The 19,949-nt window shown below is 56.0% G+C and carries 18 protein-coding genes; 5 read left to right on the top strand and 13 right to left on the bottom strand.

Annotated elements, in window-relative coordinates:
- Nucleotides 1–4: 4 nt before the first annotated feature.
- From CXF87_RS16470 to CXF87_RS16415, 12 genes are all read right to left on the bottom strand, one after another.
- On the bottom strand, nt 5–640 hold the full coding sequence (locus CXF87_RS16470; protein WP_101147388.1) for a TIGR04282 family arsenosugar biosynthesis glycosyltransferase: 636 nt from the start codon (nt 638–640) through the stop codon (nt 5–7).
- Complete coding sequence (locus CXF87_RS16465; RefSeq protein ID WP_101147387.1) at nt 630–1,343, bottom strand: TIGR04283 family arsenosugar biosynthesis glycosyltransferase; 714 nt, start codon at nt 1,341–1,343, stop codon at nt 630–632. Before CXF87_RS16465 ends, CXF87_RS16470 begins: the two co-directional genes overlap by 11 nt.
- Nucleotides 1,330–1,968, bottom strand: coding sequence for an ATP-binding cassette domain-containing protein (locus CXF87_RS16460; RefSeq protein WP_101147386.1), 639 nt, complete (start codon nt 1,966–1,968; stop codon nt 1,330–1,332). Before CXF87_RS16460 ends, CXF87_RS16465 begins: the two co-directional genes overlap by 14 nt.
- Before the next feature lie 12 nt (nt 1,969–1,980).
- On the bottom strand, nt 1,981–3,654 hold the full coding sequence (locus CXF87_RS16455; RefSeq protein ID WP_101147385.1) for an ABC transporter permease: 1,674 nt from the start codon (nt 3,652–3,654) through the stop codon (nt 1,981–1,983).
- Nucleotides 3,655–3,657: 3 nt separating this feature from the next.
- Nucleotides 3,658–4,902, bottom strand: coding sequence for an ABC transporter substrate-binding protein (locus tag CXF87_RS16450; RefSeq protein ID WP_101147384.1), 1,245 nt, complete (start codon nt 4,900–4,902; stop codon nt 3,658–3,660).
- A gap of 31 nt (nt 4,903–4,933) precedes the next feature.
- A complete protein-coding gene (locus CXF87_RS16445; protein WP_101147383.1) occupies nt 4,934–5,977 on the bottom strand; it encodes a phosphotransferase in 1,044 nt (347 codons plus the stop codon).
- A gap of 262 nt (nt 5,978–6,239) precedes the next feature.
- On the bottom strand, nt 6,240–6,614 hold the full coding sequence (locus CXF87_RS16440) for an SPW repeat domain-containing protein (RefSeq protein WP_101147382.1): 375 nt from the start codon (nt 6,612–6,614) through the stop codon (nt 6,240–6,242).
- A gap of 213 nt (nt 6,615–6,827) precedes the next feature.
- Nucleotides 6,828–9,674: a valine--tRNA ligase gene (locus tag CXF87_RS16435; RefSeq protein WP_101147381.1), complete on the bottom strand. Its 2,847-nt coding sequence runs from the start codon at nt 9,672–9,674 to the stop codon at nt 6,828–6,830.
- Nucleotides 9,675–9,778: 104 nt separating this feature from the next.
- Nucleotides 9,779–10,990 carry an MFS transporter gene (locus CXF87_RS16430; RefSeq protein WP_101147380.1) on the bottom strand — a complete coding sequence of 404 codons (1,212 nt, stop codon included), beginning with the start codon at nt 10,988–10,990 and terminating at the stop codon, nt 9,779–9,781.
- Nucleotides 10,991–11,031: 41 nt separating this feature from the next.
- Nucleotides 11,032–11,463 (bottom strand): DNA polymerase III subunit chi, encoded by a 432-nt coding sequence (locus CXF87_RS16425; protein WP_101147379.1) that lies wholly within the window; start codon nt 11,461–11,463, stop codon nt 11,032–11,034.
- Nucleotides 11,464–11,563: 100 nt separating this feature from the next.
- Nucleotides 11,564–12,685 (bottom strand): branched-chain amino acid aminotransferase, encoded by a 1,122-nt coding sequence (locus tag CXF87_RS16420; RefSeq protein ID WP_101147378.1) that lies wholly within the window; start codon nt 12,683–12,685, stop codon nt 11,564–11,566.
- A gap of 166 nt (nt 12,686–12,851) precedes the next feature.
- On the bottom strand, nt 12,852–14,372 hold the full coding sequence (locus CXF87_RS16415; protein ID WP_101147377.1) for a leucyl aminopeptidase: 1,521 nt from the start codon (nt 14,370–14,372) through the stop codon (nt 12,852–12,854).
- 146 nt (nt 14,373–14,518) lie between these two features.
- Here CXF87_RS16415 and lptF point away from each other — a divergent pair, with 146 nt between their 5' ends.
- The 5 genes from lptF to bfr all read left to right on the top strand — a co-directional run bounded on the left by lptF (nt 14,519) and on the right by bfr (nt 18,251).
- Nucleotides 14,519–15,598, top strand: coding sequence for an LPS export ABC transporter permease LptF (lptF, locus tag CXF87_RS16410; RefSeq protein WP_101147376.1), 1,080 nt, complete (start codon nt 14,519–14,521; stop codon nt 15,596–15,598).
- Nucleotides 15,598–16,677, top strand: coding sequence for an LPS export ABC transporter permease LptG (gene lptG / locus CXF87_RS16405; protein WP_101147375.1), 1,080 nt, complete (start codon nt 15,598–15,600; stop codon nt 16,675–16,677). The genes lptF and lptG overlap by 1 nt, the downstream gene beginning before the upstream one ends.
- A 62-nt stretch (nt 16,678–16,739) precedes the next feature.
- On the top strand, nt 16,740–17,213 hold the full coding sequence (locus tag CXF87_RS16400) for an RDD family protein (protein WP_101147374.1): 474 nt from the start codon (nt 16,740–16,742) through the stop codon (nt 17,211–17,213).
- Nucleotides 17,214–17,371: 158 nt separating this feature from the next.
- Complete coding sequence (locus tag CXF87_RS16395; RefSeq protein ID WP_101147373.1) at nt 17,372–17,578, top strand: bacterioferritin-associated ferredoxin; 207 nt, start codon at nt 17,372–17,374, stop codon at nt 17,576–17,578.
- A 190-nt stretch (nt 17,579–17,768) separates the two neighbouring features.
- Complete coding sequence (gene bfr / locus CXF87_RS16390; RefSeq protein WP_101147372.1) at nt 17,769–18,251, top strand: bacterioferritin; 483 nt, start codon at nt 17,769–17,771, stop codon at nt 18,249–18,251.
- 115 nt (nt 18,252–18,366) lie between these two features.
- Here the strand turns inward: bfr and CXF87_RS16385 are convergent, their stop codons facing one another.
- Nucleotides 18,367–19,842: a carbon starvation CstA family protein gene (locus tag CXF87_RS16385; RefSeq protein WP_101147371.1), complete on the bottom strand. Its 1,476-nt coding sequence runs from the start codon at nt 19,840–19,842 to the stop codon at nt 18,367–18,369.
- Nucleotides 19,843–19,949 lie beyond the last annotated feature (107 nt).

Raw genomic sequence — 19,949 nt, 5'->3', positions numbered from 1 at the left:
TTCCTTACACGGGAATCGTTAACGCTTTCCAGCGTTGCCAATCCTCGGGTCGATCCACATCCCAAATAGTCGCTGGGTAAGCCGCGTTGAGCCCCAACGCCTCAATGCGCTGCCGCGTGGTTGTAAGTACGCTTTGGGTGCCCCAGGGAATGTCTTTAAAGAGTGTTGGGTAGTCTTGCTGGGTGCCAATAAAGCCGTAACCGCCGTCTTCGGCGGGTAAAATGACCACGTTGTAGCGGGTTAATTGTTGTGCACAGGTAGTAATCAGCGCACTGGTAATACTGGGGCAGTCACTGCCCATCAGCATGGCTGGCCCCGGTGTACTCTTGAGGGCGTAGCGAACGCGTGCTCCTAAGTCGCCATCCGGCTGGGCGTTTAAGATAAAGCCAAACTGCTCACGAAGCTCGATAAACAGCGGGTGTGTGTGATCAAGCGCCGTCCAAAGCGTGACTTGTTCTGCGGGTAGCGCTTTGCACGCAGTCGCGACGCAGTGGCGCAGCAGTTCGGCATGCGCCTCAGCGGCGCCCTCACTGCCCAGCAGTGGTGCCAGGCGCGTTTTGGCCTGGCCTGCCAGAGGCGCCTTCGCCAGCAGATGGAGGTGGGGCAACAGCCTGCTCTTTACCGGCGTTTCAGCGGGCATCACGATACTCCTTAATGAGTTGGGTTGCGCTAACGCCGCGCCAGTAGCGATAGCGCAGCCGCCACATCAGGCGGATCGTTTTCCACGCGCCGTAGTGATCCCAGCGCCTGCCTGAGCTTACCACTTTCGCCTTTAAACAGGCGGGTCGAGACACCCGTTTGAGCCGTTTAGCGAGTTCGATATCTTCCATCAGTGGCTGCTCAGGAAAGCCACCTATGGCCTTGAATGCGCTGGCGCATACAAAGATGCCCTGATCGCCGGTGGCGATGCCAGTAAGCCGCGAGCGCTGGTTCATCATCCAGCTGATGACCGGGAGCCAGCCGCTTCGGCCTGAGAGTTGAATATCAAAGCGCCCCCAGGCATGGGGCTTCATGGCATAGGGCTTCAAAGCATGGATAATCTGCTCAACGGCGCCCACAGGCAACTGAGTATCTGCATGCAGAAACAGCAACGTTGAAGCGCTAGCGTGTTGCGCCCCTAAGTTCATTTGTACGCCTCGCCCTGGAGGGCTGCTGAGCACACGGTCAGCCAGCGATTTGGCAACGCGAACGCTGTCGTCACAGCTTTCGCCATCGACCACCACCACTTCTACTCCATGAGTACGCAGCGACTGCAGCGCGGTTAAATGCTGAGCCAGTGTTAGCGCTTCATTAAGCACGGGGACCACGATGCTAAGACGCGGAGGTTTTTCAGCCGAGCGCAATTACAGGTCCTCCCGCTGCGTTGGCATCTGCGTGGTCATGGGTGACCAGTAGCGCTGGCAGGCCAGCTTCCCGCAGCTGGCTAAACACCAGCGATCGCATCTCTTGGCGCAGCGCTGTGTCCAGCTTGGAAAAAGGCTCGTCTAGCAACACTGCTCGGGGCTTTGAAAGCAGCAGGCGCATTAACGCCACCCGCGCTTTTTGGCCGCCGGAAAGGGTGGCCGGGTCGCGCTCTTCAAAGCCTGCCAGCCCAATCTGTTCAAGCGCGTGGGTGACCTGCTGGCGCTGATCACGGCTATGTCGAGGTAGCCCAAAACGCAAGTTGCCGCCGACGCTTAGGTGCGGAAACAGCAGCGGGTCTTGAAACAGTAGCCCTATGCCACGCTTCTCTGCAGGTAGATCCAGTAACTGATGTTCGCCCAGCCATACGCCGCCACTGGCGCTAAACTCGCGCTCAAGAAAACCGGCAATATACGCCAGTAGGGTCGATTTTCCCGACCCGGAAGGGCCCATTACCGTCAGCACTTCGCCAGGGGCAATCGTGGCGTCTACCGCTAATAGCTCGCGGCCTGCCAAGGCTATTTTTATCTGTTCCAGGCGCAGTGGCGCGGTTGATAAAGCGGTCACGGTGGCTCTCTCTTAGGTAGCGTGTTCACGGCGCTGCGCGCCCAGAAAGCGGGGCAGCGTTAGGGCAAGCATAAAGCCGATTAATGGCAAACCCGCTTGTACTAGCGCCCACACGCCGATTAAGCGTCGGTTGCTGCCCGCGGCAAGCGCAACTGCCTCTGTCGTTACCGTTGTGACACGCCCGGCCCCGAGTAGTTGAGTGGGTAAGTACTGGCCGATACTGACCGCTAAACCCACGGCAAAGGCCGTTAACAGCGGCGCTAATAGTAGCGGCAGGCGTACGCGCCAAAATGCGGCGCTGCGTGACGCGCCCAATGAACGTGCTACCTGCAGCCAGCGAGGATCCAGTTGGCGGTACGCCTCGGCTAATGAAAGATAGACATAAGGTAGTACAAACAGTAAGTGGCCCGCGATAACGAGGCCTAGCTGAGGACGAATGCCCACGCTTTCAGCCGCGACAATCAGCCCAAAAAGAAAGGCGATTTGCGGCACCAGCAGCGGTAAGTAGAGCAGCCACAGAGCCCGTTTGGGCTGAAGGTGCTGGCGGTGCTCGTTCTCTAGCGTGGCGAGTACCAGCGCGGTGGCCAGCGTCGTGGAAATAAGCCCAATCAGCGCTGTATTGAGCAGCGGGGACGCCAGCATTGAGCCACTGCGCTGCCAATGATCGAGTGTCAGCATCTGCGGCAGCACTTCAGGAAACCGCCAAAAGCCAGCCACAGAGAAAAGCCCCAAGCCGATCAGGGCAGCCAGTGCCGTACCGCTGGAAATCAGTAATGCCGAGCGGCCAAACAGCCGCAGTGCAGTCTCGCCGCGCTGGCGACTGCCGTTGGTCAACCAGCCACGTGTTAGTGTGCGGATAAGTTGTTCCAGCAGCCACCAGCAGAGCAGCGCGGCGAGCGTAATGCCAAGTTGCAGCACCGCCGCCGCCGAAGCCATAAAACGGTGGCTAATATTGGGGTCGTTAAACCAGCCAAGAATCGACACGCTGAGCGTGGGGGGAAGTGTCGGGCCCAGAATCAGCGCCATATCGACGACCGATGTGGCATAGGCGATCACCGCATAAACCGGCAGGCGAATCAGCGGATAAAGAGAGGGCAGTACGGTTTTTAGCCAAGCTATTGTAGGTGAGTAACCCAGCGACCGCGCTAGCATTAAGCGCTTTTCAGGTGCTAGCTGCGGCAGCGCTGCAAGACTCATTAATAGAAGAAATGGCGCCTCTTTCAACACCAGTCCGGCCATCAGGGAGAGCCCCAACGGATCATTGACGATCAACGCATCCGGCGGACGCTCCCACCCCGTTAGTGAGGGCGATATCAGCCGCGCCACAAGGCCTGAAGGGGCAATCAAAAAGGCAAATCCAAAGGCAATAGCGGCATGAGGAATGGCGAGCAGCGGTGAGACCAGCCGCCGAATACCACGATCTAACCAAGTGCCTCGACTGGCCGCCAAAAACAGCACCACCATTATTAGCGCGAGGGCGGTGCTCACCAACCCGCTGGCAAAGCTGATGGCTACTGATCGAGCTAGCCCCGGCTGGGCGAACAGCATCTGCCAGGGGGCTAAACTAACGCTATATCCACCCAGCGTCGGCAGGTAGCCAAATGCTGGCAGCAGAACCATCAGCAGCCCTGCGCCTACCGGCAGTACGAGCAGGGCAATGATGAGTGCCGGGGCCAGTCGCAGCATGGTCTAGTTAACGCCGTAACGCTCAAGCCATGCGTCTTGCAGGGAGGTCATCCAACTGGGGTGCGGCTCGGGTAGCGTGTTTGATAGCGCATCCGCCGCTAGCTCAGAAGGGTGCCGGTCACCCTGTTCAAACAGGGCCTGGTCAGCCGCTTCTAACTGATCGATATCCAAAACGCTGCGGTCTCCCCACATTGCCAGCGACTGTTTTTCGGCCTGGGCTTGCGGTGAAAGTAGAAAGTCGGCGAGCACCATGGCACCGGCTTTATGGGGCGAGTTATAGGGAATCGCCACAAAGTGGACGTTACCCAGGGTGCCGCCTTCCAACACGTAGCTGCGCACGCTATCGGGCAGCTCATACTCCATGACGGCTACGGCGGCATCGGTGGGGTAGAACGAAAACGCCAAGCTCAACTCGCCATCGCTCATCAGCGTGCGCAGATTGGGGCCTGAGTCGGGGAAGCTGCGACCACTGCGCCAAAGATGTGGGTGCAACGCATCCAAGTAAGCCCAAAGCGGCGCTGTTACGGCGTCGAAATTGCTCTCTGACACCGGCTGATAAAGCGCCTCATCCTGATCTGTCAGCTCAATCAGTGCCTGCTTCAGGAAGGTGCTGCCGGTGAAGTCGGGAATGCGGGGGTAGCTGAATTGGCCAGGATTCGCTTCGGCCCATGTGAGCAGCGACTGGATATCCTGGGGTGGTGTTTCGGTTTGATCGCTGTCGAAATAGAAAGTGATCTGCGCTTTACCCCATGGCGACTCATAGCCCTCGGTGGGCAGCGTAAAGTCGGTGACCACCTCAGGGTTTTCGGTCGCATTGGTAAGCGCAAAGTTGGGCAGTGCCTCGGCGAAGGGGCCAAATAGCAGGTCGCTTTCGCGCATCGCCGCAAAGTTTTCCCCGTTGATCCAAATCAGGTCGATACTGCCTTCATCGTGGTTACCCGCCTGTTTTTCCGCCAGCACCCGCGCCACAGCACTGCCCGTATCATCCAGTTTTACGTGCTCAACCTCGACGCCGAATTGTGCCTGCACCTGCTGCGCCACCCAGTCGATGTAACGATTGGTGCGCGTATCGCCACCCCAGGCATTCCAGTAAACGGTTTGGCCTTCGGCGTCTGCTACCACGCTTTGCCAATCACTAGGGTCAGGGTTGGCCATGGCAGGAAACGCAAGAGCTAGCATCGCTGTGGAAATGGAGGTGGCGAGCGTTGTTGAAAACGTCTCACGCAGGGAGTAACGGTTAATCGGCATCGCGCGAACCTCATATCAGTAGGTAAAAACGTTATAGGGAGGCTTGCAAGCACTGAAGCTCGCTATGCACGTGGTCAATAATCGGCAGCGAGAGGTAGTGTTCAACTCGGTCGCGCACGTGGTCAATCACCGTGGGGTCTGTGAGTTCTGCCGACCAGTCTTCACCGCGCTGCTGGGCATCCTTGGCGTTTAAGTGCTGGGCGCGCCATTTAGCACACCACGTCAGCGACCAAAGCCAGGTGGCCCGGCGGCAGGCGACCAGTGTGTCGGTATCTGGAGATACGTCCATGGCGGCTTGCCAGCGGCGGTAAAAATGAATCACGTCGCTTAGCGATAGCTCGGCTTGGCTGTTGATATCCCAGGTAGTCGACGTATAGAGCGAGGTATGAGCCAGATCAATGCCTGGAAGGCCGTAGCGGCACTTCTCTAAATCAACCAATACGGCGCGGCCATCATCACGGATCAAGAAGTTGCCGGGATGTGTATCAAAGCTAATCAGCGTAGGGGTGGCATCGCTTAGGTGGGGCGGGAGGAGATCCAGTTCCTGCTTAATGCGTTGAGTTACTTTGCTCGAAAGCTGCGCATCACCAAGCCAGTTAGCCTGCTGGCGCACTTCATCGACCATCGCCTGCCACGGGTTTTCAGGCGCGAGCAGAGGTGCCCGCGCCGCGAGAGCGGGCAGCAGTTGACGGTGCAGGCTGGCAAGAGCATCCGCGATGGCGGGCAGATCTTCCGGCAGGCTGGCCAAACGGCCGCGGATCGCCTCAACCAATAACCCGCCACGAGGCAGCGATTCGCTTGGTGGCAGGGTGTTATAAAGCGTTGGCGTGTGCCCGCCAGGGCTAGAGCGGCGATAGCAGGCGGCCTGGTAGGCAAGGTTCGCTTCCGGCGGCAGGTTCATCTGGCTCTGCTTCGGTAGCCGCGCCACCCAATCATCGCCATCGCGGCGATGCACCCATACATGATCATGAGCTAGCCCGGTATCCGCCATCGGCGAAAGCTCGCGGTACGCAATCCCGGCCCGCTCAAGTTCGGTCGCCAGCGCCTCTAATCGCGCTTCAGTTGGTGTCGGCATAGAGCAGTCCATATTGTTGCTGAATCAGCGATGCCACTTAGTGGCTGTTCTTGTACCAACCTTACACGTTTCGTAAGAAAAAGTGATAAAGACTGCTTAAGACAGAGTATAAGGCGCTATACATGCCAGCCAGATCGCTCAAATGGTGCTACATAACGCAAAGCGCCCACCTTATGATTTGGTGGGCGCGTAAGCTAAAGGCGTTATTCACTTCTCTATCCAAGGGCGATAGGGCCGCCGGTGGAAACGAAAACAGCAATACTCAGCGTCGGTTCGTTGTAGCCACCATGTTTCGCGGTTGTTTTTCCGTGGTAAGGCTGGCGCCAATCTCGATGATGCCGAGAATCACATGCGGCAAATAGACCGTATCCGCGAAGCCGAACAGCCAAGGCGAAACGAGCAGCAGAATACCGCTGATCAGATCCATGGTGAGGTGGAGTGGCATGGGGATCATGTGCATAAGCCCCAGCTCATACTTGGTCATAATGGCTGACGCCAGCATGACCACACCCAAGATGATCGGCACCCACTGTGCAGCGCCGCCCGTGGCGAAACCGAGCAGGAAGGGAGCGACGATAAGCAGCAAGCCCATTAGATAATCGACCATCCCGTGTACCCGCGTTGAAATAAAGCGCATGGCTATCCTCCTTAATATGCCAAGTGGTTTAAATGCCGATTTAATACAGCATTAACCGACATCACTATTAACATAGTAAAGGCGTCTCGGGTTTCCAGCGATAAGCATGCTTTTTGGCAGGTAATTACTTAATTAAAAAGGATTTATAACATTCGTTAATAGGCGGCACCGCTAAGTACCGCCCTTTTTTAGTTGCAAGCTATGAAAGCGTTATTACAACGCCTCAATCTTCGCCTTTTGCTCTTCCAACAGCTTTTTAGCCGCTTGGAATTCAGCCAGTTTGCCGCGCTCTTTTTCCACCACTGTAACCGGCGCTTTGGCGATAAAGCCGTCGTTGCTGAGCTTCTTCTCGATGCCGCCGATCAGCTTGTCCTGCTTCTCGATCTCTTTGCTGAGGCGGGCGATTTCAGCGTCTTTGTCGATGAGATCCGCCATCGGCACCAATACTTCCATATCGCCTACCAACTGCGTGGCTGAGAGCGGGGCGTCGTCTGGGTTTTCAAGCCAAGTGACGCTTTCCAACTTGGCGAGTTTGGAAAGGAAATGGCGGTTGCTTTCCAGTCGCTCGGCGTCTTCGGGCTTGCCTTTGGTCAGCAGCACGTCGAGCGGTTTGCCGGGGGCGATGTTCATTTCGGCGCGGATGTTACGCACGGCGATGATGACGCCTTTGAGCCACTCGATATCCAGGCTGGCCTGTTCGTCGATTTTACTCTCATCGGCTTCTGGCCAAGCTTGCAGCATGATCGTTGCGTCGTCACCCATAAACACACCTGCCAACGGTGAGACGCGTTGCCAGATCTCTTCGGTGATATAGGGCATCATCGGATGGGCCAAGCGCAGGATAGCTTCTAGTACGCGCACCAATGTGCGGCGAGTGCCGCGTTTGGCTTCGGCCGTCGCATTTTCGTCCCACAGCACGGGCTTGGAGAGCTCCAAATACCAGTCGCAGTACTCGTTCCAGATGAATTCGTACAGCGCTTGGGAGGCGTGGTCAAAGCGGTACTCATCCAGCGCCTTGGTGACCTGCGCTTCGGTTTTCTGTAGCTGTGAGATGATCCAACGGTCGGCCAAGGAAAGCTCAACCTCGTCGCCGTTAGTGCCGCAATCTTCGCCTTCGGCATTCATCAGCACGTAGCGTGAGGCGTTCCACAGCTTATTGCAGAAGTTGCGATAGCCATCCAGGCGGTTCATATCAAACTTGATATCGCGCCCGGTGGTGGCCTGGGAGAGGAACGTAAAGCGCAGCGCATCGGTGCCGTGGGCTTCAATGCCGTCTTTAAACTCATCCTTGGTGGCTTTGGCAATCGCCTTGGCCTGTTTCGGCTGCATCATATTGCCGGTACGCTTTTCGAGTAGCTCTTCCAGCGTAATACCATCGATCAAGTCGATAGGGTCGAGCACGTTGCCCTTGGATTTGGACATCTTCTGGCCCTGACCATCGCGTACTAAGCCGTGTACGTAAACCGTCTTAAACGGCACCTGCTTGGTGAACTTCAGGGTCATCATGATCATCCGGGCTACCCAGAAAAAGATGATGTCAAAGCCAGTGACCAGCACACTTGAGGGGTGGAAGGTCTCAAGCTCCGGAGTTTTTTCCGGCCAGCCGAGAGTGCCGAAAGTCCACAGCCCCGAGCTAAACCATGTATCGAGTACGTCTTCGTCTTGCGTCAGCACCACATCGGGTTCGAGTGCATGCTTCTCGCGAGCTTCTTCTTCGCTACGGGCAACGTAAACATTGCCTTCGGCGTCGTACCAGGCGGGAATGCGGTGGCCCCACCAAAGCTGACGGGAAATACACCAATCCTGCAGGTCACGCATCCAGGCAAAGTACATGTTTTCGTAGTTTTTAGGCACGAACTGGATGTCGCCGTTCTCCACCGCCTCGATAGCGGGCTTGGCGAGGCTTTCCACCGCCACAAACCACTGGTCGGTTAGCAACGGCTCAATGACATCGCCAGAGCGATCGCCATAGGGCAGGGTGTTGTTAACGGCTTCGACTTGCTCCAGCAGGCCAAGGGCATCCATATCGGCAACGATCTGCTTGCGCGCTTCAAAGCGGTCAAGCCCTGCGTATTTGGCGGGCAGCGTGGCGTCTTCGTCGGGCTGGGGCTGGCCTTTAAGATTAAAAATCTCAGCTTGCTCAAGGATCGTCGCATCTTTGGAGAAGACGTTGATCAGCAGATGGTTCTGGCGCTTGCCGACTTCATAGTCATTAAAGTCGTGAGCCGGGGTGATCTTGACGCAGCCGGAGCCTTTCTCCATATCGGCGTGCTCATCGGCCACAACAGGAATGCGACGGCCCACCAACGGCAGTTCGATAAACTTGCCGACCAGTGAAGCGTAGCGCTCATCTTCCGGGTTAACCGCCACACCGGTGTCGCCCAACAGCGTTTCCGGGCGAGTGGTGGCCACGACCACGTAATCTTTACCGTCGGCGGTTTTGACGCCATCGGCCAGTGGGTAGCGGAAGTGCCAGAAGCTGCCCTGCTGCTCTTTATTTTCCACTTCCAAATCAGAAATGGCGGTGTGCAGGGTAGGATCCCAGTTCACTAGGCGCTTGCCACGGTAGATCAGCTTCTCTTCATGCAGGCGTACGAAGACTTCTTGAACCGCTTTATAGAAGCCGTCGTCCATGGTGAAACGCTCGCGACTCCAGTCCACGCTGGCGCCCATGCGGCGCAGCTGGCGAGTAATGTGGCCGCCGGACTCTTCCTTCCACTCCCACACTTTATCGATAAACGCATCGCGACCGAGGTCGTGGCGTGTTTTACCCTCTTCGGCGGCAATTTTACGCTCCACCAGCATCTGCGTGGCGATACCGGCATGGTCGGTGCCTACCTGCCACAGGGTGTTGTTGCCCTGCATCCGCTTCCAGCGCGTCAGGGTATCCATAATGGTGTCCTGAAACGCGTGCCCCATGTGCAGGCTGCCGGTCACGTTGGGCGGTGGAATCATGATCGAAAAGGGCTCGCCCTGGCCGGAAGGGGCGAAACGGTTGTCGGCCTCCCAGCGCTCGTACCAGCGGGTTTCGATCTGTTCGGGTTGGTAGGTCTTTTCCATGGAGAGTCGGCTCACGGCTGGCAAGAAATGTGAAATTGTATAGCGCGAGAGTATACAGCGTGAGTGCCGGGGGCGTCAGGTGCTACTCACGCTCGTTGTTAATGTTAACGGTTGTCGCGCACCGTCTTTGCAAGGTGCTGATGCGAAGAAAAACCGCGCATGGCGATGAGCCCCAGGATAGGACCCGGCAATAACCACCAGATCACCGCCAGCGACTGGCTCGACCACAGCGCGGTAACCAGCGCAATCGAAGGAATGGTGAGCCCGAAGCCGATAGCGTTCATCATCGCCAGCGCTGCCCCCAGTCGCTCGGCTGGGGCGGTGGCCGATGCCAACGCTGAAAACTGAGCAGAATCGGCAATCACGCTAACGCCCCATACGCCGAGAAGCGCCAGCAGCAGCCAGGGCGATGCGCTGCCCAAAAGCGGATATACCAAACACAGCGCACCAGAGGTTGCTAACGCCACGCAGGCCACGCGGTCGCTGCCAATGTGACGGCTCCATTTGCCCGCAAGTACGCAGCCGGGCAAGCCCAACGCAATCACGGCAAAGCTTAGCCATGGCTGGGCGCCGTTGGCAGCGCCAAGACGTTCCAACTCCCTAGCGACCAGAAACGGCACCAGCGCCCACAGCGCATACAGCTCCCAACAATGGCCGAAATAACCTAGCGCGGCGGCGCGAAAACGCGGCTGTTTAAACGCGGCTAGCCCTGCCCAGGGGCGCCCGCTTTTGGCGGTGGCCGGGAGGTGCGGGCCAACACCCAGTTTGAAAATCATTAGCGCGGCGACCAGCGCCAACAATGAGGCCAGCAGCAGCGGCCACTGCCAGGGCAGGTGCAGCGTTAACCCGCGTAGCAGGTGCGGCGAGGCAATGCCCAAGGTCAGCATGCCCACCAGCCAACCCAGCGCTGCCCCGGCGTGGCTGGGGGTCCAGCTCACCACCAATTTCATACCCAGCGGATAGATGCCCGCCAGGCAGAGGCCGGTCGCAAAGCGCGCCACGGCTGCCAGCGTGACGCTCTCTGCAACGCCGATAAAGGCGGCGTTGATCAGCGCGCCGAGCACGGCAGAAATCGCAAACAGATGACTGGCGCGCACACGGTCGGCAATGCCGGTGGTGGCAATCAGCAGGGTGCCGGTAATAAACCCCGCCTGCACCGCAATCGTCAACAAGCCTAAATCACTTTCGCTAAGGCCCACGGCCTCCTGCAGCGCCAAGCCAACGCCATTAACGCTAAACCACAGCGAAGTGCCGAACAGTTGGGCGATGACGATAACGGCCAGGGGAGTGCGGGCTAAAAAGGTGTGAAACGGCATGGGCGCTCTCGTGTGTTGAGTTATTGTTGTTAATAAATTAGTTAACCGAGCTTATGCGGCACGACCTCATGGCCCATTTCTTTATAGCGCTGCCAGCAGGCGCGCTTGGCGACCAGCACTTGTTGGTGCTGATTGATGATCTCGGCGATTCGCGCGTAGCGTTCTACACCTTCGGGAATATCGGGGTGCAAATTAAGCAGGGCGGTTTCTTCCGTGGGCACCGGCAGCTGCTGCCAGCCTAGCGTGATCGGCACGCTGGCGGCCATTTCGCTATCTTCCAGGGCGTGGGGTAAATAGGCCTCCGGGCGAAAATTCCAAAGCGCGCTATCGGCCTGCTCGGCGAGGGCTCTGTCTTCGCAGTGCAGATGCAGGCGGTAGCCTTTACGCCAGATGGTCTCGGCCAGTTTGCAGGCAAACTGCAAGCGTGCCTCCAAGGTCGTATCGGGCAGAATGTAGAAATCAATACGTGCCATCGGCGGCTCCAGCGATTGCAGATAAATGTACTACTGACAAACAGCGCCGCCGCAAACGTTGCGGCGGCGTTGAACGGTGAAGCGTTGGTTTTAAACCCGCTTAAACCAGCTGGGTTAGCCAGCCGTACTTATCTTCACTGCGGCCGTACTGCAGGTCGAGCAGTTTGGTACGGATGCGCATGGCGATTTCATTGTTGCCGCCCGCGGTGAGCTTGATACGCTCGTTTTCAGTGACCAGCTCACCGACCGGAGTGATGACCGCGGCGGTACCGCAGGCAAACACTTCGGTGATCTCGCCGGACGCGGCGCCTTCGCGCCACTCGTCAATGCTAATCGGGCGCTCTTCCGGCGTTAGACCTTCATCTTTGGCCAACGTGAGAACGGAGTTGCGCGTCACGCCTTCGAGAATGGTGTCGGTCAGGCGCGGGGTCACCAAACGGCCGTCTTTGAAGACGAAGAAAAGGTTCATGCCGCCCAGCTCTTCCACCCACTTGTTTTCAGCAGCATCGAGAAACGCGACCTGACCACACTGATGCGCTTCGGCCTCTTTCTGCGCGGCTAATGAAGCCGCGTAGTTACCGCCACATTTAGCAAAGCCGGTGCCGCCTGCGGCTGCACGCTTGTAGTTCGAGGAGAGCCAGATCGACACCGGGGCAATGCCGCCTTTGAAGTAGGCCGCCGCCGGGGAGGCGATCACATAGTAGTCGACTTCCTGTGACGGACGTACGCCCAGGAAGGCTTCCGAGGCGATCATGAACGGACGCAGGTAGAGACTACATTCATCAGACGCGCTGGCAGGCGTAGGTACCCAAGCCTGATCCTGGGCGAGCAGGGCTTTCAGCGAGCCGATGAAATCCTCATCGGACAGTTCCGGCAGCGCTAATCGGCGGGCGCTGCGGCGGAAGCGCTCGGCATTTTTCTCGGGGCGGAACGTCCAAATCGAGCCGTCGGCATGACGGTAGGCTTTGATGCCCTCAAAAATCTCCTGGCCGTAATGCAGCACTGAGGAGGCGGGATCGAGCGTCAATGGGCCGTAAGGGCGCACCTGATGGCCGTGCCAGTCGGCGTCCACAGTCCAACGAATATGGGCCATGTGGTCGGTAAAGTAGCGACCAAAACCTGGGTTTTTAAGGATGTTTTCACGGATCTCATCGGCCGTCGGCTGGTTGGACGGCAGTATTTCAAAACGCGATTCTGACTGGTTATCTGAAGCTGTGGGCACGGCGTGTTGTCTCCGCTAGAGCCAGACCCCGAAGGGCAAAAGTAAGCAGTGTGTGTAAGCACGGCGTGTGCCCAAGGGCAGGGCGCACGCTCATGTGTTCAGGTTTAACGGTTGCCGCGCTGAAAGGCAACCGTTGAACGAGGGATCGTGGTGCCGAGTGGTGATATTAGCCGTCGCTGTTTTCTACTTGGGCATCGGTTTCACGGTCCAACAGGTACTGGGTTAACAGCCCAACAGGCCGGCCGGTGGCGCCTTTTTGCTTGCCTGAATGCCAAGCAGTGCCCGCGATATCCAGGTGCGCCCAGGGGAAGTGGTCGGCGAAGCGTGATAAAAAGCACGCGGCGGTAATCGTACCTGCGGGGCGGCCGCCAATGTTGGCCAGATCGGCAAAGTTGGACTCCAGCTGCTCTTGGTATTCGTCCCAAAGTGGCAGGTGCCAGGCGCGATCCCAGGCGGCTTCGCCCGCATCGAGAAGATCCAGCGCTAGATCATCGTCGTTGGAGAGCAGACCGGTGGCGTGGTGTCCCAGGCCAACAATTACGGCACCGGTAAGGGTAGCAATATCGACCACGCTGGCGGGGGTAAAGCGCTCGGCGTAGGTCAGCGCATCGCACAGCACCAGTCGGCCCTCTGCGTCGGTGTTAAGTACTTCGACGGTGAGGCCTTTCAGTGTTTTGATAATGTCGCCGGGCTTGGTGGCGTGGCCGTCGGGCATGTTTTCCGCTGCGGCGACGATAAACACCAGATTCAGCTTGGGCTTGATCTCCAGCACGGCTTTGACGGTACCAAACACGCTGGCAGCGCCGCACATGTCGAACTTCATTTCGTCCATGCCTTCGCCCGGCTTAAGCGAAATACCGCCGGTATCAAAGGTAATGCCTTTGCCGATCAAAACATGAGGGGCATCCTCGGCTTTTTCGGCGCCCTGGTATTTCATCACGATCAGGCGTGATGGCTCTTTGCTGCCGCGACCTACAGAAAGCAGCGAGCCCGCACCCAGGGCTTCCAGCGCCTCTTCATCAAGAATCTCTACCTCGAGTGCACCTTTCGATTCGCGCCCCAACTGCTCTGCCTGGTCAGCTAAATAGCTGGGCGTGCATACATTGCCGGGCAAGTTGCCTAGGGTGCGGGTTAAACTAATGCCTTGGCCGATCGCATTGCCGATGAACGCCCCCTGCTTAATCTGTGGGATCGATTCGGCATCGCTCGCCATTAGCGTCAGCTTGGCAAGGCTGGGCACGGGAGCTGGCGAGGATTTAAATTGATCAAAGCGGTAAATGGCTCGCTCGGCGGCTTCCATTATTTTGCGCGCTTTCCAGGCCGTGTCGCAGTCAGCGAGGGGTACGTCGCTAAATACTAAGCTGGCTTCGTCAATGGGCAGTTTTACTAACGCCGCCATGGCGGCATCAAAGGCTTTAATAAAGGCGGCTTCCTGGCACTTTTCGCGTTCCCCCAAGCCAACTAGTAAGATGCGCTCAGCACCCAGGCCCGGCGCAAACGGCACCATTTGCACATTGCCAAGCGCTGCATCAAAGTCGCCACGCTCCAGCAATTGGCCAATCAGTCTCTCGCTGGCGTCGTCTAATTTGGCGACGGTGGGCAGTAGGCCGCTATCTTTAAAAACCGGCACCACGAGACAAGCTGTTTCGGCTTTGGCCGGGTTAGCAGTCTGAACGGAAAATTCCATGACGTCTCCAACAAGACAAGCATCGAGGGATTCGGGATAATGCCTCGTTGCTTTTGATTTTGAAAAGGGACTGAGAATAGTTCGATTAGTGTACCCAAGCTATGCCCTGATTGCATGGCATCCTGCACGACTAGCCGGAGAGCGCGTTGATTTTATTTCGGTATCTAACTCGCGAAGTGTTACTTACCATGTCGGCAGTTGCTGGCATTCTGCTGTTGGTGATCATGGGCAGCCGCTTTATCCGCTATTTTTCGGATGCGGCAGAAGGCGATATTCCCGTCACTATGCTGGGTAGCCTGATGGTGTATCACCTGCCTGGTTTTATGGAATTGATTCTACCGCTGTCGTTTTTTTTGGGCATCATGCTGGCCTACGGGCAGCTGTACATGAACAGCGAAATCACCGTGATGGTCGCCTGCGGAATGAGCCCTACGCGACTGTTGAAGGTGACCCTGCTGCCCGCCAGCGTTGTGGCTGTGCTGGTGGGCTTGTGTAGCCTATGGCTGACGCCCTATGGCGCGCTGCAAACTGAAACCGTACTGGAAGAGCAGCGTAGTCGCCTGGATGTCTCTGTGTTGGCCCCTGGCCGCTTTCAAGAGTTTGGCGGTGGTCGTACTGCTTATATCGGCAGCTTCTCCAGCGATGGAACCGAAATGCAGGATGTGCTGGTACACGAACAAAACCAGCCTGGCGACGAGTCGACCCATGACTATATTACCCGAGCAGCGTCTGGTTATCAGGAGACGCGGCTCGACACCGGCAGCCGCTTTTTGGTACTGGATAGCGGCGAGCGTTACGGGGTAACTCCTGGGCAAAGAAACGCCGAACGGCTCACCTTTGAGCGTTATACGTTGCGTTTGGGATTGAGTCGCGACCGGCAGGAGCTTGATTCACTGGAGTATGCGACCACGCCAATGTTGTGGAACGACCCCAGCTCACGCGCTCAGGCCCAGTGGCAGTGGCGTGCAGGGCTTCCGCTAATGGTGTTTGTGCTGGCGTTGATGGCGCAACCACTTTCTCGTGTGAATCCTCGTCAGGGTCGTTTTGGCAAGCTTCTCCCTGCAGTGTTTTTATATGTGGCTTATCTCAGCTTGCTGCTGGCCGCGGTGGATGCGATTGGCAGTGGCAATTGGTCTGCCACGCTGGGAGTGTGGCCCGTACATGGACTGTTTTTAGGTTTGGGTCTGCTACTGCTGTGGCACTCGCAACGTAAGGGGATGCGTTAATGTTAAGGGTATTAACAGTCGCTGACCGCCTTGATCGCTATATTGCTCGCAATGTGCTGGCAGCCATTATCGTGGTTCAAGTGGTGCTGCTGGGGTTGGATATTACTATTGCCTATATTGACGACTTAGGTGATGTGCAAGCAGGTTATACCGCCCTTGATGCCTTGCTGTATCTACTTATGCGCACCCCTTGGCGCTTTTATCAATATGCACCGGTAGCGGTGCTAATTGGTGCGCTAATTGGCTTGGGTACCATGGCGTCCAGCAACGAGCTTACGGTAATGCGTGCCGCAGGGCGGTCTCTGGCGCGCATTTTGTGGGGGGTAATGAAGCCGGTGCTGTTGGTGGTGGTTGTCGTGCTGATGGTCGCTGAGTATGTCAGTCCGCGTACCGAACAGTTCGCTGAGGCATGGCGGCTAGAGAAAATTCAGGGTGAAGGAGCCATGCTTACTAGCCGTAGCGGTTGGCAAATCGAAGGCGATAGTGTCTATCGCTTTGGCGCAATTCGTGCGGATAACGTGGTGCTTGATTTAACCCGCTACCGTTTTGATGGCCGCCGCTTAGTCGAGGCAACCTATGCCCAGCGCGCTATTTGGGAAGACGATGCGTGGCTGCTGGAGAGCGTTACCACCACGCGCATATTTGACGATTACACCGAGTCTGATCAAATCGAAAGCATGGGCTGGGAAACGTCGTTCACACCCACGCAGTTAGAACGGCTGCTGCGTGATATCCAAAGTCAGGCGCCCAGCGAGCTTTGGCACTATGCACGCTTTCTTGAAGAGCAGGGCCTGCAGAACGATCAGGCACTCCTCTATTTTTGGCAGAAAGTGCTGCTGCCGCTCACTATGGGATCGCTGGTACTGATTGCGGCTTCCTTTGTGTTTGGTCCGCTACGTACGGTAGCTGCAGGCACGCGGGTATTTTATGGCGTTGTCACCGGACTGAGCTTTAAATATATCCAGGATTTATTGGCACCTGCCTCGACCATTTTTGGATTTTCACCCGTATGGGCTGTCTTGGTTCCCACTCTGCTGTGTGCGGGCGTCGGTGTCTATTTTTTGCGCCGTAACGGTTAAAGAGTGCTCGCCAAGCGAAACGCCAGACGTTAAACAAGTGCTCAACTTCAAAAGAGAGAGTTATGGGAATTCGACGCTTTGCACAATTGGATAGCGTATGGCCGGCGGGCCTTGGTCGTCGCCTGGGCGCCATGCTGTATGACGGTTTTCTGGTCTTAGCGATTTGGATAGCGGTGACCGTTGCCCATCTGGCATTTTTTCGTTTTGTGCTCGGTCAGCAGCCGGAAGAGATTGGCACAACGGCGTTTGATATCTGGAGCCTTCGGGTAATGCTGCTGTTTTTTGTCAGCCTGTTTTTTGTTTTCTCCTGGTCGCGAGGTGGAATGACGTTGGGGATGCAGGCGTGGCGACTACGGGTGCAAACGTTGGATGGTCATTCGCTGAACTGGAAACAAGGCCTGATTCGGTGCGCAGCCGCTTGGCTATCACTCCTGGCACTAGGCTTGGGTTATTTCTGGGTGTTATTCGATGCAGAGCGCCGTAGCTGGCCGGATATTGCCTCAAAGACACAAACCGTGGTGCTACCGAAAAAATAATTTTTACCAAGAATTTCCAAAAAAAATTGGCTTGCCAATATGTTATCGCATACTCAATTAAGATTAAGACGAATGGATGTCAAAAAGTATCCATTTCTACTTGATAAGATGTATGCGAATCATTTACATTCATCTCATGATTTTTATGAGGTGTCGCCATGTACGTTTGCGTGTGCAAGGGAGTAACCGATCATCAGATTCGCCAGCACGTTAGCGATGGAGCGCGCAGCTGGCGAGAAGTACGCGAGGCAACCGGCTGCGCAACCCAGTGTGGTAAGTGCGCGTGCCATGCAAAATCCGTTACCCGTGATGCCGTGCTAGAAGCACGCCAAGAAGCCGATATGGGGCTAGCATACGCCGTGTGACGCGAATCACTATTGTTAGGGTTATCTTTAGCAAATATATGATTTGCTTGAACTTTTAAATACCTTATCTATACTCTCAATAAAGCTGGAGTATAGCTATTTACGTCTATACTTCTCTTCAAACGTAACTGCTTGATCGCATTGTCTAAATTAGATTAAACATCAGCATTACAGTAGAAAAGGTGACGTTATGAAAGGTGATACAAAGGTTCTTGAGCATCTCAACAAAGCGCTCGGCAATGAATTGGTTGCGATCAATCAGTACTTTTTGCACGCCAAAATGTATAAAGATTGGGGTCTAAAAGCGCTGGCCAAATGGGAATACGATGAGTCCATTGAAGAGATGCAACACGCTGACAAGATCATCGAGCGTATTTTGTTCCTGGAAGGGGTTCCCAACCTGCAAGATTTGGGCAAGCTTCACATTGGCGAAAATGTTAAAGAGATGCTCGAAAGCGATCTAAAGATCGAGCACGATGGCCGCAATGATTACATCGAAGCGATCACCTATTGCGAAAGCGTTAAAGATTACGTGACTCGCGATATGCTGCGTGACCTGCTTGCTGATGAAGAAGGTCATATTGACCACATCGAAACTGAGCTGAAGCTAATCGAACAGGTCGGTATTCAGAACTACCTGCAGCGCCAAATGCAGATGGCTGGCGAAGAGTGATCTCTCTAGCCAAGTCTGTTTGACTGGCTTTTTAGTTCAGCTAAACGTGCAGAATAGAAAACGGGCAGCCACTTGGCTGCCCGTTTTCTATTGCTGGTATTTCCTCTCAATCACGCTATGAGCTGGTGGCTAGCGTATCGCCCGCCTTGCCTGTACCAAGCGCCTGTTCTGCAGGTTCATCAACCGCAAAGGTCGTGCGGCTCAAACGGCGTACACGCTTCATAAATAGCGCGATGCAGATAAGTGTACCCAGTGCCGCTACCACATAGCTCAAGTGCAGCGGTAGACCAAAACCGATAGGGGCATAGGCCAAGTAGGTAAAGGTAGCCATGGTCATAAAGGTGGCTGGGATTGATGTGATTAAGTGAGGTTTGCGCGACAACACCAAGTACATGGTACCTACCCATAGCGCGATAACGGCGGTGGTTTGGTTCGCCCATGAGAAGTAACGCCACAGTAGCGTGAAGTCCATATGGGTTAATGCATAGGACACTACAAACAGTGGTAGAGCGACCATGACGCGCTTCATAATCGGCTTTTGATCGATCTTAATGTAATCAGCAATGATCATTCGTGCGCTGCGGAAAGCGGTATCGCCAGAGGTGATCGGCAACACAATAACGCCGAGTATGGCCAGGGTGCCGCCGACAGCGCCGAGCATGGTGGTAGACACCTCACTCACCACTGCAGCAGGGCCACCCGCCGCCAGCACATCGGCGAGTGACTGGTCGCCGTAGAACAGGCTCATCGCCGCCGCCGCCCAAATCATCGCAATGATGCCTTCGGTGATCATCATGCCGTAAAAGATTTTACGCCCATTGGTTTCATTTTCAGTCGTACGCGAAATAATCGGCGTTTGAGTGGCGTGGAAGCCGGAAAGTGCGCCGCAGGAGATCGTTAAAAACAGCAGCGGAAAAATGGGGGCTGCTTCAGGATGCATGTTCTGGAAGGAGAGCTCGGGGATGGGGGCGCCCGTTACAATCAGGCCAATACCAATACCCGCCGCACTAAACAGTAGTAATGCACCGAAGTAGGGATAGATACGGCCAATGACCTTATCAATCGGTAGCAGCGTGGCAATCAGATAGTAAATAAAGATAGCGACAATGATGAGTGTTAACGACAGCGACGTCATATTGGCCAGCAGCGCTGCGGGTGAAGTCACAAAAACCGTACCCACCAGAAGAAGCAGCAGAATCGCGAAGCCATTCACGACGTGCTTCATCGCTTTACCGAGGAACTTGCCTGCTAACTGTGGCAGGTGAGCGCCGTGGTTGCGAATCGAGATCATCCCGGTCAGATAGTCATGGACAGCACCAGCAAAGATGCAGCCGACCACGATCCATATAAAGGCAACAGGGCCATAAAGTGCGCCAAGAATAGGACCAAAAATAGGGCCTACACCGGCAATATTGAGTAACTGGATAAGCGAGTTACGCGTAGTATTCATCGGCACGTAGTCGATGTTGTCGCGCATGGTGAACGCTGGTGTGCGCCGTTTGCGATCGGTCACAAACACGCGCTCAACGAACTTCCCATAGGTAAAGTAGCCCGCAATCAGCAGCAGGATCGATACAATAAAGGTGATCATCGAAGGTACCTAGAGCAGTGAAGGGGATTAGCCAAGAGTGGCGAGTGTGCCAGTAACACAAAAGTAGGCACTTTTTTAGCCGGATCGAATGTACAGATAAGGGCTGA

The sequence above is a fragment of the Halomonas sp. MES3-P3E genome, assembly GCF_002836035.1.
GTDB classification, from domain to species: domain Bacteria; phylum Pseudomonadota; class Gammaproteobacteria; order Pseudomonadales; family Halomonadaceae; genus Vreelandella; species Vreelandella arctica.
The sequence above is the reverse complement of the archived record's forward strand: the minus strand, read 5'-3'. Positions and strand labels throughout refer to the sequence as shown.

What these genes read in the sequence shown, in the direction of transcription:
- CXF87_RS16470 (WP_101147388.1), bottom strand. Translation starts at nt 640, where the DNA reads ATGCCCGCTGAAACGCCGGTAAAGAGCAGGCTGTTGCCCCACCTCCAT.
- CXF87_RS16455 (WP_101147385.1), bottom strand. Translation starts at nt 3,654, where the DNA reads ATGCTGCGACTGGCCCCGGCACTCATCATTGCCCTGCTCGTACTGCCG.
- CXF87_RS16450 (WP_101147384.1), bottom strand. Translation starts at nt 4,902, where the DNA reads ATGCCGATTAACCGTTACTCCCTGCGTGAGACGTTTTCAACAACGCTC.
- CXF87_RS16445 (WP_101147383.1), bottom strand. Translation starts at nt 5,977, where the DNA reads ATGCCGACACCAACTGAAGCGCGATTAGAGGCGCTGGCGACCGAACTT.
- CXF87_RS16440 (WP_101147382.1), bottom strand. Translation starts at nt 6,614, where the DNA reads ATGCGCTTTATTTCAACGCGGGTACACGGGATGGTCGATTATCTAATG.
- CXF87_RS16435 (WP_101147381.1), bottom strand. Translation starts at nt 9,674, where the DNA reads ATGGAAAAGACCTACCAACCCGAACAGATCGAAACCCGCTGGTACGAG.
- CXF87_RS16430 (WP_101147380.1), bottom strand. Translation starts at nt 10,990, where the DNA reads ATGCCGTTTCACACCTTTTTAGCCCGCACTCCCCTGGCCGTTATCGTC.
- CXF87_RS16425 (WP_101147379.1), bottom strand. Translation starts at nt 11,463, where the DNA reads ATGGCACGTATTGATTTCTACATTCTGCCCGATACGACCTTGGAGGCA.
- CXF87_RS16415 (WP_101147377.1), bottom strand. Translation starts at nt 14,372, where the DNA reads ATGGAATTTTCCGTTCAGACTGCTAACCCGGCCAAAGCCGAAACAGCT.
- lptG (WP_101147375.1), top strand. Translation starts at nt 15,598, where the DNA reads ATGTTAAGGGTATTAACAGTCGCTGACCGCCTTGATCGCTATATTGCT.
- CXF87_RS16400 (WP_101147374.1), top strand. Translation starts at nt 16,740, where the DNA reads ATGGGAATTCGACGCTTTGCACAATTGGATAGCGTATGGCCGGCGGGC.
- CXF87_RS16395 (WP_101147373.1), top strand. Translation starts at nt 17,372, where the DNA reads ATGTACGTTTGCGTGTGCAAGGGAGTAACCGATCATCAGATTCGCCAG.
- bfr (WP_101147372.1), top strand. Translation starts at nt 17,769, where the DNA reads ATGAAAGGTGATACAAAGGTTCTTGAGCATCTCAACAAAGCGCTCGGC.
- CXF87_RS16385 (WP_101147371.1), bottom strand. Translation starts at nt 19,842, where the DNA reads ATGATCACCTTTATTGTATCGATCCTGCTGCTGATTGCGGGCTACTTT.